The organism is Wolbachia endosymbiont (group A) of Bombylius major, from assembly GCF_947251895.1.
GTDB lineage: Bacteria > Pseudomonadota > Alphaproteobacteria > Rickettsiales > Anaplasmataceae > Wolbachia > Wolbachia pipientis.
This window is the reverse complement of record NZ_OX366395.1, coordinates 1305922-1319117: the sequence shown is the minus strand read 5'-3', so window position 1 is coordinate 1319117 and position 13196 is coordinate 1305922. Positions and strand designations below refer to the sequence as shown.

Annotated in this window: 11 protein-coding genes and 2 pseudogenes; 9 read left to right on the top strand and 4 right to left on the bottom strand. The window is 35.3% G+C overall.

The window, feature by feature from the left end:
• Positions 1 to 8: 8 nt before the first annotated feature.
• From OPR49_RS06280 to OPR49_RS06265, 4 genes are all read left to right on the top strand, one after another.
• On the top strand, positions 9 to 1682 hold the full coding sequence (locus OPR49_RS06280; protein WP_265026980.1) for an aminopeptidase P family protein: 1674 nt from the start codon (positions 9 to 11) through the stop codon (positions 1680 to 1682).
• Positions 1683 to 1802: 120 nt separating this feature from the next.
• A complete protein-coding gene (locus OPR49_RS06275; RefSeq protein WP_265026979.1) occupies positions 1803 to 2168 on the top strand; it encodes a hypothetical protein in 366 nt (121 codons plus the stop codon).
• 411 nt (positions 2169 to 2579) lie between these two features.
• Positions 2580 to 3224: an alpha/beta hydrolase gene (locus tag OPR49_RS06270; protein WP_320157615.1), complete on the top strand. Its 645-nt coding sequence runs from the start codon at positions 2580 to 2582 to the stop codon at positions 3222 to 3224.
• Between the two features lie 5 nt (positions 3225 to 3229).
• Entirely contained in the window at positions 3230 to 4045 is an 816-nt protein-coding gene (locus OPR49_RS06265; protein WP_265026977.1) for an SDR family oxidoreductase, read from the top strand.
• Between the two features lie 238 nt (positions 4046 to 4283).
• Here the strand turns inward: OPR49_RS06265 and OPR49_RS06260 are convergent.
• Both OPR49_RS06260 and OPR49_RS07700 read right to left on the bottom strand, forming a co-directional pair.
• A pseudogene (locus tag OPR49_RS06260) lies at positions 4284 to 4790 on the bottom strand (transposase); the annotation flags it as partial.
• Between the two features lie 51 nt (positions 4791 to 4841).
• A pseudogene (locus tag OPR49_RS07700) lies at positions 4842 to 4971 on the bottom strand (IS4-like element ISWpi18 family transposase); the annotation flags it as partial.
• A gap of 94 nt (positions 4972 to 5065) precedes the next feature.
• On the opposite strand from OPR49_RS07700, the gene OPR49_RS06255 reads away from it, so the two are divergent.
• The 5 genes from OPR49_RS06255 (at position 5066) to OPR49_RS06235 (ending at position 9312) form a co-directional block, all read left to right on the top strand.
• The gene (locus OPR49_RS06255; RefSeq protein ID WP_265027486.1) at positions 5066 to 6154 is read left to right on the top strand and encodes an IS481 family transposase; all 1089 of its coding nucleotides are present in this window, start codon (positions 5066 to 5068) and stop codon (positions 6152 to 6154) included.
• 120 nt (positions 6155 to 6274) lie between these two features.
• The gene (locus tag OPR49_RS06250) at positions 6275 to 6502 is read left to right on the top strand and encodes a hypothetical protein (protein WP_265026976.1); all 228 of its coding nucleotides are present in this window, start codon (positions 6275 to 6277) and stop codon (positions 6500 to 6502) included.
• A 21-nt stretch (positions 6503 to 6523) separates the two neighbouring features.
• Positions 6524 to 6742, top strand: a complete 219-nt coding sequence (locus OPR49_RS06245) for a hypothetical protein (RefSeq protein WP_265026975.1) — start codon at positions 6524 to 6526, stop codon at positions 6740 to 6742.
• Positions 6743 to 6762: 20 nt separating this feature from the next.
• A protein-coding gene (locus OPR49_RS06240; protein ID WP_156518237.1) for an IS5 family transposase occupies positions 6763 to 7526 on the top strand; the annotation gives its coding sequence in 2 pieces (ribosomal slippage) (positions 6763 to 7117 and positions 7117 to 7526; 765 coding nt in all).
• 124 nt (positions 7527 to 7650) lie between these two features.
• Positions 7651 to 9312, top strand: a complete 1662-nt coding sequence (locus tag OPR49_RS06235; RefSeq protein WP_265026974.1) for a hypothetical protein — start codon at positions 7651 to 7653, stop codon at positions 9310 to 9312.
• A gap of 263 nt (positions 9313 to 9575) precedes the next feature.
• Here the strand turns inward: OPR49_RS06235 and OPR49_RS06230 are convergent, their stop codons facing one another.
• Positions 9576 to 10520, bottom strand: coding sequence for an IS110 family RNA-guided transposase (locus tag OPR49_RS06230; protein ID WP_265026757.1), 945 nt, complete (start codon positions 10518 to 10520; stop codon positions 9576 to 9578).
• A 414-nt stretch (positions 10521 to 10934) separates the two neighbouring features.
• On the bottom strand, positions 10935 to 12842 hold the full coding sequence (gene uvrB, locus OPR49_RS06225; RefSeq protein WP_265026973.1) for an excinuclease ABC subunit UvrB: 1908 nt from the start codon (positions 12840 to 12842) through the stop codon (positions 10935 to 10937).
• Positions 12843 to 13196 lie beyond the last annotated feature (354 nt).

Below are 13196 nucleotides of genomic sequence, written 5' to 3'. Positions count from 1 at the left end.
GGTATTCCATGTCAAAAATCGAAGAATTTCGTTCTTTTATGCACGAAATAAACATTAATGCATTTATGTTGCACACCAAAGACGAATATTTAAATGAGTATTCAGAGGAGCTAACAAAGCTGTGTGGCTTCACAGGAACAAATGGGCTGCTCATTGTTACAAAAAACAACAAGTGCCCATTTTTTACAGATGGACGCTATATCACACAAGCTCGCAATCAGCTCGATCAGGGCAATTTTCAAGTATATAATATACAAGAAGAGGATCCACGCGAATGGATAAAAGCAAACTTAACATCGACTGCCTCACTAGGTTATTATTTGCAATATTTTACCATAGAAGATATAAGAAAGTATGAGAATATCTGTAAATTAATACCCTGTTTAGCTGGAAAAAAAAGTGACTATCGAAAACAAGCAATGGTTTTACATTCTATTGAATATGCTGGTGAAAGTAGTAAGGACAAATGTGAAAAAATAGCTAGAAGCGTAGATAAAGAAGCTGAAGTAGTGCTTTTAACTGATCCAAATTCAATTTCATGGTTATTAAATTTAAGAAACGAAAATGCTAAATATACTCCATGTATATTGGGCCGTGCTATATTGTATAAAAGCGGTAATGTTGATTTGTTTATTCAAGATAAAGAACATTCAACTATAGAAGCAAATTTAGGCAATCATATAAATATTTTTGATATTAGTGAGCTAGAAAATTCGCTGCACAAGCTAAATTCAATAGTTATAGATCCAAACACAACTCCAATGAGTATCATGGCTGTAATACAAAATAAGCAGATAGTTGAAAGAGAGGATCCTTGTCTAATTTATAAAGCAGTAAAAAATCAAACTGAAATAACCGGAGCAATAAATGCGCACATCAGAGATGGAGTGGCAGTTACAAATTTTCTACATTGGCTTGAGAGTAATGTTGGTACAGAGCTTGAAGCTGAAGAAAAGATTTTAGAATACAGAAAAGAGCAGAATTTGTTTAAGCAACTAAGTTTTCCAACAATTTCAGCATTCAATGAAAATGGAGCAATAATTCACTATCGTGCAAGCAGTAAGACGAATAAGGTAATTCAGAAAGATGGACTATATTTGATTGACTCTGGTGGCCAATACCTTAATGGCACAACTGATGTGACCAGAACTGTAGCAATTGGCAATCCGACCAATGAGCAAATAACCCACTATACAATAGTGTTGAAAGCTCACATTGCTATAGCAAGTGTCATCTTTCCTCCTGGCACTACTGGTGGAGAATTGGATATATTAGCACGTACGCATTTATGGAAATTTGGAATGGACTATATGCATGGTACAGGGCATGGAGTAGGAAGTTACCTATCAGTACACGAAGGACCACAAGCAATATCAAAGGGAAATAAAGTGAAACTCACGCCAGGCATGATACTTTCCAACGAACCTGGTTATTACATTCCGGGAGAGTATGGAATAAGAATTGAAAATCTGATGTATGTTGATAAACATGAAAATGGTTTCTTGGGATTTAAACAACTAACCTCTATTCCATATGATAGAAGGCTAATAGATGTGCAAATGCTTACTAAAGATGAAATTGAATGGATAAATGACTATCATCGATTTGTCTATAAAAACTTAGAAAATAGCGTCAAAGATAAAGATAAGGAGTGGTTAAAGGAAGTATGCGACCCTTTATAAGCAAAGGAGCATTTTTTATTGTTTAAAGAGTATTAATGCAATTGTGATGAGTATTTTGTATTGTTTTTAATTTAAAAACAATATATAATAGAAAATCGATATTTTCAAGTAGGTGTAATTATGACAGGTAAAGTGCAAGAAGATGAATTTATGAAGCAGTATATGGATACTTGCAAAGAGCAAATAGAAAAATTAGCCAAGGATCCTGAATTGCTTAATCAGACTTTAAAACCATTTATGCAAATGTCTCAGCAGCTTATGGCTGGCGGTATGTTAGAAGGCGCTATGCCTAACATGATACCTGATTTGGGTGGTATGGATATCAACAAGATGATTGCTCAGATGAAGGAAATGATTGACTACATAAGAGGTAACTATAAGGAACTAATGAAAGAGCACAGCTCGCAGATTCAAGAGCTTGATGAATCCAGTAAGAAGCTAAGAGGCTTAGTTAAAAAATTGATAGAAAAGATCGAAAGTAAATAAATAATATCTAACGCGAGTCTCTTCTGTCATTCTATGTACAACTTTCTAGTTGGACGGTAAGTCGAGGTCAATTATTGATGTCACGAAAGTAGCTGACACTGGTTCCTTTATGACGGCAGTGCCCAGAGGTGTCATTCCAGCGCTCCTATGATGTCATCCCAGTGCTTGACACTGGGATCCAGGAGTTTTATTAAGTTGGTAAGCATAAAAGTAGCCGTTTTATGTTAAAATACAACGTTTTGATGATTATGAAAAAGCTGGATTCCAGTGTCAAGCACTGGAATCTGCCACGCAAATTGCCTGCAAATTGCAATGTTCATGCAGTTATGAGTTAGTGTACATAATTGCACATTGGTTTTACAAATTTGAAAATTAGTGTTAAATAAAGATATAAATGCAAAAAGAAAAGAGATGATTGAACTTAAAGGTCCAGAAATTTGTGCAGATGGAAATAAGAAAAATTTGATTATTTTTTTACATGGTTGGGGCTCAAGAGGTGATAATTTTGTTCACCTTGCTAAAGTTATGAGCAAGTTTTTACTGGGTTCATATTTTGTAGCACCCAATGCTCCGTTTGAAAGAGAAATAGGTGATGGTTATCAGTGGTTTAGTTTGGAAGATCGTAGTGAGGAAGCGCTATATAATGGAGTAAAAAATGCTACATCAATTGTAAATCATTTCATTGATACAAAATTAAAGGAGCTTAATTTAAAAGATACGCAACTTTCTTTAGTTGGATTTTCTCAAGGAGCAATGCTTGCAATACATACAGCTCTCACCCGCTCTCAATCCTGTGCATCAGTTGTTGCATACTCTGGTAGGTTTCTTTCACCTTCAAAAACTGCACCAGAGATCAAATCAAAACCTAACATATGTGTTATCCATGGTGATGCTGACGACGTAGTACCTTTTTCGTCCCTCGACTTAGCGGTTAAAGCTCTGAAAGAAACAGGGGTAAATGTTGAAGGGCACCCAATTCATGGATTAGGGCATATTATCAATGAAGAGGGAATAAAATTAGGAGTAGAATTTATCAAGAAGAACTTTAAAAATTAATTTTCATGCACTTGTTTTGCTTTGGTTATGGATATGTAGCTAAATTTTTATCGAAAAAACTACTGAACTTAGGTTGGAAAGTTAGTGGCACATCAAGAAGTAAAAATATACAAAATGTAATCCTCTGTAATTATGAGAAAGTTAGCCAAGATCTGCTTAAAAGCGCAACGCACGTTTTAATTTCTATTCCTCCAGATGGCGATGATGTTGTGGAGAGATACGGTAATTGCCTGCAAAATGTTAAATGGCTTGGTTATTTGTCTGCAACTAGCGTCTATGGTGATCACTCTGGTAATTGGGTGGATGAGGAATCTGAAACAAAACCTATAGAAATCAGAGGAGAAAAGCGCCTTAAATCTGAAAGGAAGTGGCTGAATAGCAAACTGCCTGTACATATTTTTCGTTTAGCTGGAATATACGGTCCTGGTAGGAACGTGTTAATTGACTTGCAGCTTGGCAAAGCAAGAAATGTGAAAAAGGAAGGGCATTTTTTTTCTCGTATTCACGTTGAAGATATATCGAATATTTTATTTTCTTCCATGCAAAACATAAAACCTGGTGAAATATACAATTGTGCAGACGATTTACCCACTACACAATCTGAAGTGGTAATATATGCGACCAAACTTCTCAATGTTAGCCCTCCAGAACCAATTGAGGCTTCTTCCCTACCAGATTATGCACAGAGTTTTTATTTAGGATCAAAAAAAGTAAGTAATGTTAAAATTAAAAAAGATCTTAATGTCTCTCTAATTTACCCTAACTACAAGGTGGGATTAGAAAGTTTGCATGTAAAAAAAACTGAAATCACATCAGAATGATAGATAGGCTTATTGTCACTGCCATTAAGTTAAGGAAAGAATGGTTAAAAACTGAACTAAAAAGTCAGAAATAATTAAGGATTTATGACAAATGCTGAAACAGAATAGAGTAAACTTTAAAGCAGATAAACTCTGAAGTGTAAATTACTTAAGAAATAGTTTGTTTAGAAGTCATTTTACAGGAGCTATGGCAATAAGCTACCCAGTTATTATCAGAAGATATGAATACTACCTCTAGTCAAAATATGTGTTTTCTAACCCTTTTTTGGTAATTGAACGAACGAAGATAAGGTACCTTATGACGATCAACTTTCCTTCCCTTTCTTACCGCCAAAGTGTTCATCAAAAATAGCTTTGATAATTGATCCATAATGCAGTCAGTATCTGATTCCGTAGCAAAAATGTCGAAAGCCAAGTTTTTGATCGCGTTAAATGAGACAGATTTGTTAATGCTCCTCTTAAGCTTATCATCGGTTAAGTCCATATTCAACGCTTCTTCTACATCTTCTGTCATAACACTTTCTAGGTTGCCAATAAAGATAGCTGACCAAAAATCCTGTTTAACAGACTCAACACTTTTTCCTGTAAAATTTTCTAGACTTAGTCTTCCTTTGAGTTTTGCAAAAAATGTCTCAACTCCCCAGCGTAAAAAATATAACTCCTTAAATCCTCCAGTTTGAAACTTTTGTTCATCCATTAATGATGTAGCTAACACTTCAATTTCACCAGATGGTAGTACCACTTTGAAGCGTTATTCCACTATTTTCTTGTTTTATCTTACGCTGAGCACATATGGTAACCTCAACACTAGATGGGCTTTTTTCTTCAAACATAGCATTCACTTCATTAAAAGATGATCTGGGACATCGAATGACATAAGCAATTTTTCTTTTTGTAAGGCTAGAAAGAAATTTATAAGATAAATATACAAATCAGTAAGTCATTAGGTGTATTAAACAGGACTTGATATGACACTTTAAAAAAGTAAGTTAAGAATAATAAAAATAAGGAGTGTTAGAAATGAGTACAATACAAACAAAAATACTAAAACCAAAACTAGGATTACTAGAGCTAGCAAAACAATTAGGAAATGTGTCTCAAGCGTGCAAAGTGATGGGATACTCAAGAGATACATTTTATCGATTCAAGGAGTTATATGAAAATGGGGGAGAAGAAGCATTACATGAAATAAGTAAGAAAAAACCGCTATTAGCAAACAGAGTTTCGGAAGATATAGAAAGAGCAATAATTGGCATAGCTACAGAATTTCCTGCATATGGACAAGAAAGAGCTGCAAATGAGCTGAGAAAAAGAGGTATAATAATTTCCCAAGGAGGAGTAAGATCTGTATGGCTAAGAAATGACCTTGAAACTTTGAAAAAGAGACTTAAAGCACTGGAGGCAAAAGTAGCTCAAGACGGAATCATTTTAACTGAAGAACAACTTGCAGCTTTAGAAAAAGTGAAAGAACAAAGGGAAGCTCATGGTGAAATTGAGACGCAACATCCAGGTTATTTGGGTTCTCAAGATACCTATTATGTGGGCAATATCAAAGGCATAGGGCGCATTTATCAGCAAACTTTTGTTGATACTTATTCCAGAGTTGCAATGGTTAAACTTTACACGGACAGAACAGCTATTACAGCTGCAGATCTTCTTAACGATAGAGTTATCCCATTTTTTGATGAGCAGAGAATTCCATTATTACGCATTCTAACTGATAGGGGTACGGAGTATTGTGGCAAGCCCGAAAATCACGCTTATCAGCTATATTTAGGAATCGAAAATATCGATCATTCTAGAACCAAAGCCAACTCTCCACAAACTAATGGCATATGTGAAAGATTCCATAGAACTATGCAAGATGAGTGTTACAATATTATCTTTAGAAAGAAAATCTACTATTCTTTGGAGGATCTACAGATCGATGTTGATCATTGGTTGCGTTCTTACAATGAGACAAGGCCTCACTCAGGCAAATACTGCTATGGCAAAACACCTATGCAAACGTTTTTTGACAGTAAACATATTGCTTTTCAGAAAAATATTAGTAGCATTAAACAACAGCCTGATATTAGTTTTGACTACGTCAATTCTTCTGTCAGTTAATTCTTCTCTGTCAGATTAAATCTTGTCTTTTACATTTTATAAAAATGCAAAAAAGTTCTTGCACTTATGATTTATTTATAATATATAGATTACATAATATTTTTATTGATGGAGGGTATTATGGATAAAAAGTCAAGCTCTAGTTCACAAGGAGATCCTCGTTTTAAAGTAGGCTCTGGTGAATATGATGCTGCTGCCTGGAGGAGAGATAATTATGGAAAAGGTGGAGGAGCAGATATGCACAAGGGTCATAGCAGATTTGATGAATATAGTGGTCCTCCTTATCCAAAGGTGAGTGATGCTAAAGTTGATAAGGCTGGGAGTAAAGGTAAAAGTAAAGAAAATTAATATTTTAGTAGGGGAGGAGTTATGACTATATATAATTTAGATTTGGTTAAGGGGCTGGTTAATGCATTTAACGTTAGTAATTACGGCTCTAAAGTCAACACTAATTTTGTTGTCGAAGGCGATAATATCGTCGTTAAGTTTAATTGTGATCAGGGCTCTGCAAAGAAGTACTTATCACGGATGGCAAGAGACTTAGAACCTGTCTTGAAAGGGAATAAAGAAAAGAGTATGATGAGGTAAGCAAAAAATAGGAGGGTAAATTGTATCCAAGTGATATAAGTGACAAGGAATGGGAAATTTTAGAGCCCTATGTTGCACAAGGAGCGATAGGACGACCAAGAAAACATAACATCAGAACAATTATTAATGCAATAAGGTATATAATGAGGGGTGGTTGCCAGTGGAGAATGCTACCAAAGGATTTTCCCCCATGGAAAACGGTGTATGACTATTTTATCAGGTGGCGTAATAATGGAAAATTGAAAAAAATACATGACATGCTAGTAAAAGAGGTAAGAAAAATGGTTGGTAAAAATGAAACACCTTCAGTAGGTATAATTGACAGTCAATCAGTGAAAACGACTCAAAAAGGGGATCAAGAGGATATGATGCCGGTAAAAAAATAAAGGGTAGAAAACGCCATATTATTGTAGATACACTAGGTCTTGTAATTACTGCAGAGGTACACAGCGCAAGCATTCAGGATCGTGATGGTGCTACCAATCTTTTTATTCAAGCTAAATGCAAAGCTCCAACATTACGTAAGTTTTTTGCTGATCAAGGATACAAAGGTAAATTACAAAATCGATGTTTGTTGGAAACTGGATGTTTGCTAACGATTACCAAGAAATTGGTTGATACAGGATTTCAGGTTATTCCTAAACGTTGGATTGTAGAACGAACCTTTGCTTGGCTTTCCAATTTTAGACGCATGAGCAAGGATTACGAGCATTCTCCTCTTACTTCAAAAAACAATATCTTATTTAATATGATTACTTCTATGCTTACTAAATTAGCTGCTTAACTCCTTTCAAGACAGGTTCTTAGTAAGAGAATATTTTTCTGATGAAGATGCAGCTAGTAATGTTTTTGATCTTGAATCTTTGCCATTTAATTTTGATAAAGGAGAGTGGACGTATAGTGGGGCAGTGACTAAGCTTACAGTTCCTATAGACTCTGGAGTAATCTTTAATCTCAAGGTGCACTTTGCTGAGGAATTCAAAATTGACGTGAAAAACCAAGTGATTAAGGCAATTGATGAAAAATGTCATCTTGGTAAAAAACGCATTGAAGAAGCTCTAAATAAAAGCTTTAAGCAGGTAAAAATGGATCCGTCATCTGGTTATATAAAATGTCTGTTGTTTTATGATACAAATGTGCAGAAGTATTTTGTAAGAGCACTTCAAGAACAAATGAAGAAGCATGGTTGTGATTATTTAGATTTCTATGATATTGATGATAATAAGATATCTTTTAAAGATGCTGAAAATATTGGTTTTGTGAAAAGTGTAACAGAACTTTCTAAAAAGATGGCAGGGTATAATTTTAACTTTCCAAGCAGTAGTGATTTAAAAATTAGAAGCTACAAAAATGCCATGAGTTGGCTAATCTTTTCCTTAACTCGACTACCAATTTGCGGGTATTACTATGATGAGTTTGTTGATAAAGGTAGAATAAGTAGTGGGGATAGATTTGCTTTTATACCTATGGTCAAGGAAGGTAATATTTCAAGGTACCTAACTTATATGGAAGCAGATAAAATTAATACTAAATTTTCTCATGATATTTTAACTGATGTTAAAGGTCAAACTGAAGCGACTAGCAAAGATGAATTCATACGATCAGGTGTTGATCGTATGTATGCTTTTTCCGATAGACAGATTGCTCTTTTAATTTCTGTAATCATAGAAAACTCTGTAATCAACAAAGATGGTCAAATAGAGATTGATCCTGGGCTTCGTTTTCGAGCATTGTCGCGATCACCATCGACTGAACTGTCAGATACGAAATGGGAGTCTCCCGTGCGAAGTCGTGGTGAAGGGTTAGAGAGGCCTCCCAGGCAATGGTCAGAAAGAGAGGAAGAAACAGGGAGGCTGTCTCAGTTGGTGCTGGAGGAAATAGATCCAAGTCAATCCACTTGTGATCAATCACAGCTATCTTTAGGTGCTGGTAAAGGTATGCTAACAGAGGCTAATATTCGGGATCAGAAAATGACCTGTAGATCATCATCGATTCCTTTTCCTATAGCATGGGATAATTCAATATCCTTAAATTTTGGGGTTTCTGAAGATCCTCCAAAAGATACGGAGAACATTTGTAATGAGGAACCTGAAAAACAGCAAGTTACTGATAAAAGTGATCGAAAAAGTAGTGATGAGTGTTCTGAAGCAAAGTCACAAGATAGTAAATCTCCGAAGAAACATAGGGGTGGTTGGTTTTGTAGTGCAAATTCTAATGGTGGAACTTTACTAGAAAAGATATCTGCAACTTTTAGGCGAAATAACAAAGGACGTAATTCGGTGTGTTCGATATCTTCAAGTGTAAGTGCTCCTGGGGGTCCTGTAACTGAAAAACTACCTTTGTCTAAACGACATGCCTCAGAAAGAAGAGCAAAAAGCTCAGGGGAGCTACACTTACCTGTAGAGCATAGAGCACAATTACCTGATAACTCTAGTTCTAAAAAAGTTGATAGAGATAGTGGTTTTTGTTCTATGGGTTCTCCTGCTGTGTCACATAAGGGAAGTGTCCCTTCAAAGGTTAAAGAGTGTAGTACGCAACGCGTAAAGGCACATTCTGTAGAGCATACGTGAGAAGCTTTGAGAAAATAAATTTAGGTTTTTAGATCAACTAAGTTTTTTAAATTTTTTGAATCTAGTCTTATTACAACTCTTATTTATAATTTTGTATTCTTGTTCAATTGAAAAATGTATTTTTGGCAATAAAAACCCTAGTTTATATAGAAAGGAATTTATGTCAAATAGCTACCACTACTTAGGTTTTATGGTTAATGAGTATGTGCTTTAAGTTTGTGTGGGCGCACATATTCATTAACCTACTTTCTATGCAGTTTTTTTTATTTCATATTAATTGCTTCCTTAAGTCTTGCATTTGCAATTACTATGATTTTTCCCATTAGAGCCGTTATAGCTACCATTTTCTTTTTACCTCTACCAATGAGATCAGAGTAAAAAGCACCAAGTGCAGATTTAGATCTTGCAGCAGCCATGGAAGCTGTAAAAAGCTTTTTACGGACACTACTTCTACCACCTGTTATACTTCTGTAACCAATAGATTTTCCACTTTCTTTTGGATGCGGGGCAACTCCAGCAAGACTTGCAACTTCTTTTTTGTTTAGGTAGCCAAGTTCTGGCATAAGGCATATAAAATCTTGAGATAACTTGATACCTATTCCCGGTACCGTTCTAAGTATTTTTTGGCGCTTTTGTAACTCTAGATTTTCATCAATGATTTTTTGTATGGCATTATTGATCTCATTTATCTGACCGTTAAAAAAGTCAATGGTTTTTTGGCAACTTTCCTTTATATGCTCGTTTTCAGGTGTTTTCAGTCTACATTTCTCTTGAACTCTCATTTGTGTAATGTCATCACGTCGTTGACAAAGTGCAACTAAGGCTGTTTGTTCTTTTGACATAGGTACAAATAGAGATAGAGTACTATAGCGTTCATATCCATATTGAGCAAGAGCTCTTGCATCTGATTGATCAGACTTTGCTAAAGTTCCATGAGATATGACAAAGCTTTTTACTTTGCGAGTATTAGCTCGATGTACAGCAACATTCTTATCAACAAGAAAATGTGCTAAGCCAAGCTCATATTTTCCAGTGTTTTCTAAAGTTACTAGAGAATTAGGTAGGATATCTGAAAATTTTTGAAACAACTGTTGCCAACCAGTAGCATCATTGTCAAACTTGATAGTGCTCCTTTGGTTGTGAGCTGCAGCAACATTTTTAAATTTTCCGATATCAATTCCAATGAAATTTTGATAAGATGTAATCATAATAAATAACCTCGATAGTTTAATTAATTTAAGATTGTAAACGGGTGCATACATATGTCCCATGCAACTATTCAAACGTATCGAGAGATAGGGCTAGTGTACCTTGATCTATACGGTTGTAATACCAATATCCACTCGGTCGCACATGCCCGTGATAACTCTATTTCTATAGTGGGTAGAGTTATCTTTCCCTCTTAATTTTATTTATATCATATTTTTAACTTACAATATCCACCCAAGTGTTTTATTAGGGTTGGAGCCAAAATCCCTGACCCTGAAAGCACTGGTGTTAGTTTTTCTCATCCATTGCAGATATTGCACCGTACTAAATGTTTAAAAAGTATTAATATAAAGATATCAATAAAATTATTTACATTTTTATAATATGCACATTACATCATGTGTTATTTAACCTTACAATAATTTTTTTATTCTTGCTGCTTCTTCAAATTCTAAATTTTCAGCATGCTTTATCATTTGCTTTCTCAAATCATCCTTATTAATATTTACTTTCGGTTCTGCTATTGCCCTCTCCTGTAAGGTGTTTGATATAGGTTTTATTATAGTCTTCGGGATAATATTGTGCAATATATTATGTTCTTCTTGTTTTTTTCTTCTTCTTTCGGTCTCTCTTAATGCACGGTCCAGAGAACCAGTGATTTTATCTGCATACAAAATTACTCTACCTTCAGCATTACGCGCAGCACGACCAATCGTTTGAATTAATGAAGTTTCCGATCGCAAAAATCCTTCTTTATCAGCATCCAAAATTGCAACCAACCCACACTCTGGAATATCAAGACCTTCCCTCAGCAAGTTAACACCTACTAAAACATCGATTTCTTTAGATCTTAATTTGTATATAATTTCTATTCTCTCCAGCGCACCAATATCAGAATGCAAATAACTCACTTTCATATTCAATTCACTCATATATTCAGCTAAATTTTCAGCCATTTTTTTCGTCAATGTAGTGATTAAAACACAAAATCCCTTCCCTATTGTCACTTGTGCCTCATGAATTACATCATCAATTTGACTCTCTATTGGTTTTACAATGCAGATTGGGTCCGTAAGCCCTGTTGGACGGATAACTTGCTCTATAAATACATTACTGGTCTTTGCCAACTCATACTTTCCGGGAGTGGCTGAAATGTAAATAGTCTGCGGCCTAACTCCCTCCCACTCTTCAAATTTTAATGGACGATTATCAAAAGCGGAAGGGAGCCTGAAGCCATAGTCGATCAATTTCTTTTTACGCGCCTCATTACCACTGTACATCGCACCAACCTGAGGAACGGTGACATGACTCTCATCAACAAATAAAATTACGTCTTTAGGTAAATATTCAAACAAAGTAGGTGGTGGATCCCCAGCTTCCATTCCATAGAGATAACGCGAATAATTTTCAATACCTTTACATATTCCTGTTGTTCTCATCATTTCGATATCAAAATTAGTGCGTTGCTCGAGGCGCTTTGCTTCAACAATCTTATTTTGCGAGTAGTAATAATCCAAGCGTTCATGCAGCTCTTTTTTGACTAGTTCAATTGCCTGCAACAAAGCCTCACGCGGGGTTATGTAATAGCTATTTGGAAAAATGGTGATTTTATTTACGCCTTTGGTAACATTGCCCGTTATAGCATCAACTTCAGAAATTTCTTCTATTTCATCGCCAAATAACGATAAACGCCAAGCTTTATTTTCATAATGGGAAGGAAATATATCAATAATATCGCCGCGCACTCTGAAATATCCTCTCTCAAACCTGGCATCAGAGCGCTTGTATTGAAGATCAGTTAAGTTGCTCAGGAAATCATTAATACGAATTTTATTTCCAACACTAAGCGGTATGATCATGCTGCGGTAGCTCTCAGGCGAACCAAGACCGTATATGCAGGAAACACTGGCAACTACGATCGTATCCCTGCGCTCCAAAAGGGAGCAGACGGTGGAATAACGCAGCATCTCAATTCTTTCGTTAATTGCAGAATCTTTTTCGATATAAGTATCAGTTTGTGGTAAATAGGCTTCAGGTTGATAATAATCATAATAAGAAATGAAGTATTCAACAGCATTATGGGGAAACAATCCTTTCATTTCCTCATAAAGCTGTGCTGCTAAAGTTTTATTGTGTGCCATAATTAATGCAGGCCTGTTTGTCCTTGCAATAACATTTGCCATAGTAAAAGTTTTCCCAGAACCAGTAACTCCAAGCAAAACCTGATCTCTTTTATTGCTATTTAGCCCTGCAATTAAGCTATCGATTGCCTGTGGTTGATCCCCAGCCGGTTGAAAATGTGTAGCGATTTGAAATTCCATAGACTTTACTTACTATCTTTGATTCATTGTATAGTAAACACTATATTGCTTTTAAGATAAGTTGTATAGCTATCGTAAAGCCATAAAACATTAACCAACAATGTCATGCAAGTAGCTGACACTGGAATCTTGTTTCAATGTTAAACAAGATTCCATAGAATTCAAGAAGACAATTCCTAAAAAATCCCTACATCCAAAAAAAGGCAAAATGCTGCTTGAATAAGCTAAATTTTTTTAGATGCAAAAACAATAAAACATAGTTGATCTAAAGTTATAGTACTCCTATGACAACGTTACAAAAATTAAGGAAATGGATAGCTCTGATCAATTGGAATAGTATTTTCAGGTACCGGT

What these genes read in the sequence shown, in the direction of transcription:
- OPR49_RS06275 (WP_265026979.1), top strand. Translation starts at nt 1,803, where the DNA reads ATGACAGGTAAAGTGCAAGAAGATGAATTTATGAAGCAGTATATGGAT.
- uvrB (WP_265026973.1), bottom strand. Translation starts at nt 12,842, where the DNA reads ATGGAATTTCAAATCGCTACACATTTTCAACCGGCTGGGGATCAACCA.
- OPR49_RS06255 (WP_265027486.1), top strand. Translation starts at nt 5,066, where the DNA reads ATGAGTACAATACAAACAAAAATACTAAAACCAAAACTAGGATTACTA.
- OPR49_RS06265 (WP_265026977.1), top strand. Translation starts at nt 3,230, where the DNA reads ATGCACTTGTTTTGCTTTGGTTATGGATATGTAGCTAAATTTTTATCG.
- OPR49_RS06280 (WP_265026980.1), top strand. Translation starts at nt 9, where the DNA reads ATGTCAAAAATCGAAGAATTTCGTTCTTTTATGCACGAAATAAACATT.
- OPR49_RS06230 (WP_265026757.1), bottom strand. Translation starts at nt 10,520, where the DNA reads ATGATTACATCTTATCAAAATTTCATTGGAATTGATATCGGAAAATTT.
- OPR49_RS06245 (WP_265026975.1), top strand. Translation starts at nt 6,524, where the DNA reads ATGACTATATATAATTTAGATTTGGTTAAGGGGCTGGTTAATGCATTT.
- OPR49_RS06270 (WP_320157615.1), top strand. Translation starts at nt 2,580, where the DNA reads ATGATTGAACTTAAAGGTCCAGAAATTTGTGCAGATGGAAATAAGAAA.
- OPR49_RS06250 (WP_265026976.1), top strand. Translation starts at nt 6,275, where the DNA reads ATGGATAAAAAGTCAAGCTCTAGTTCACAAGGAGATCCTCGTTTTAAA.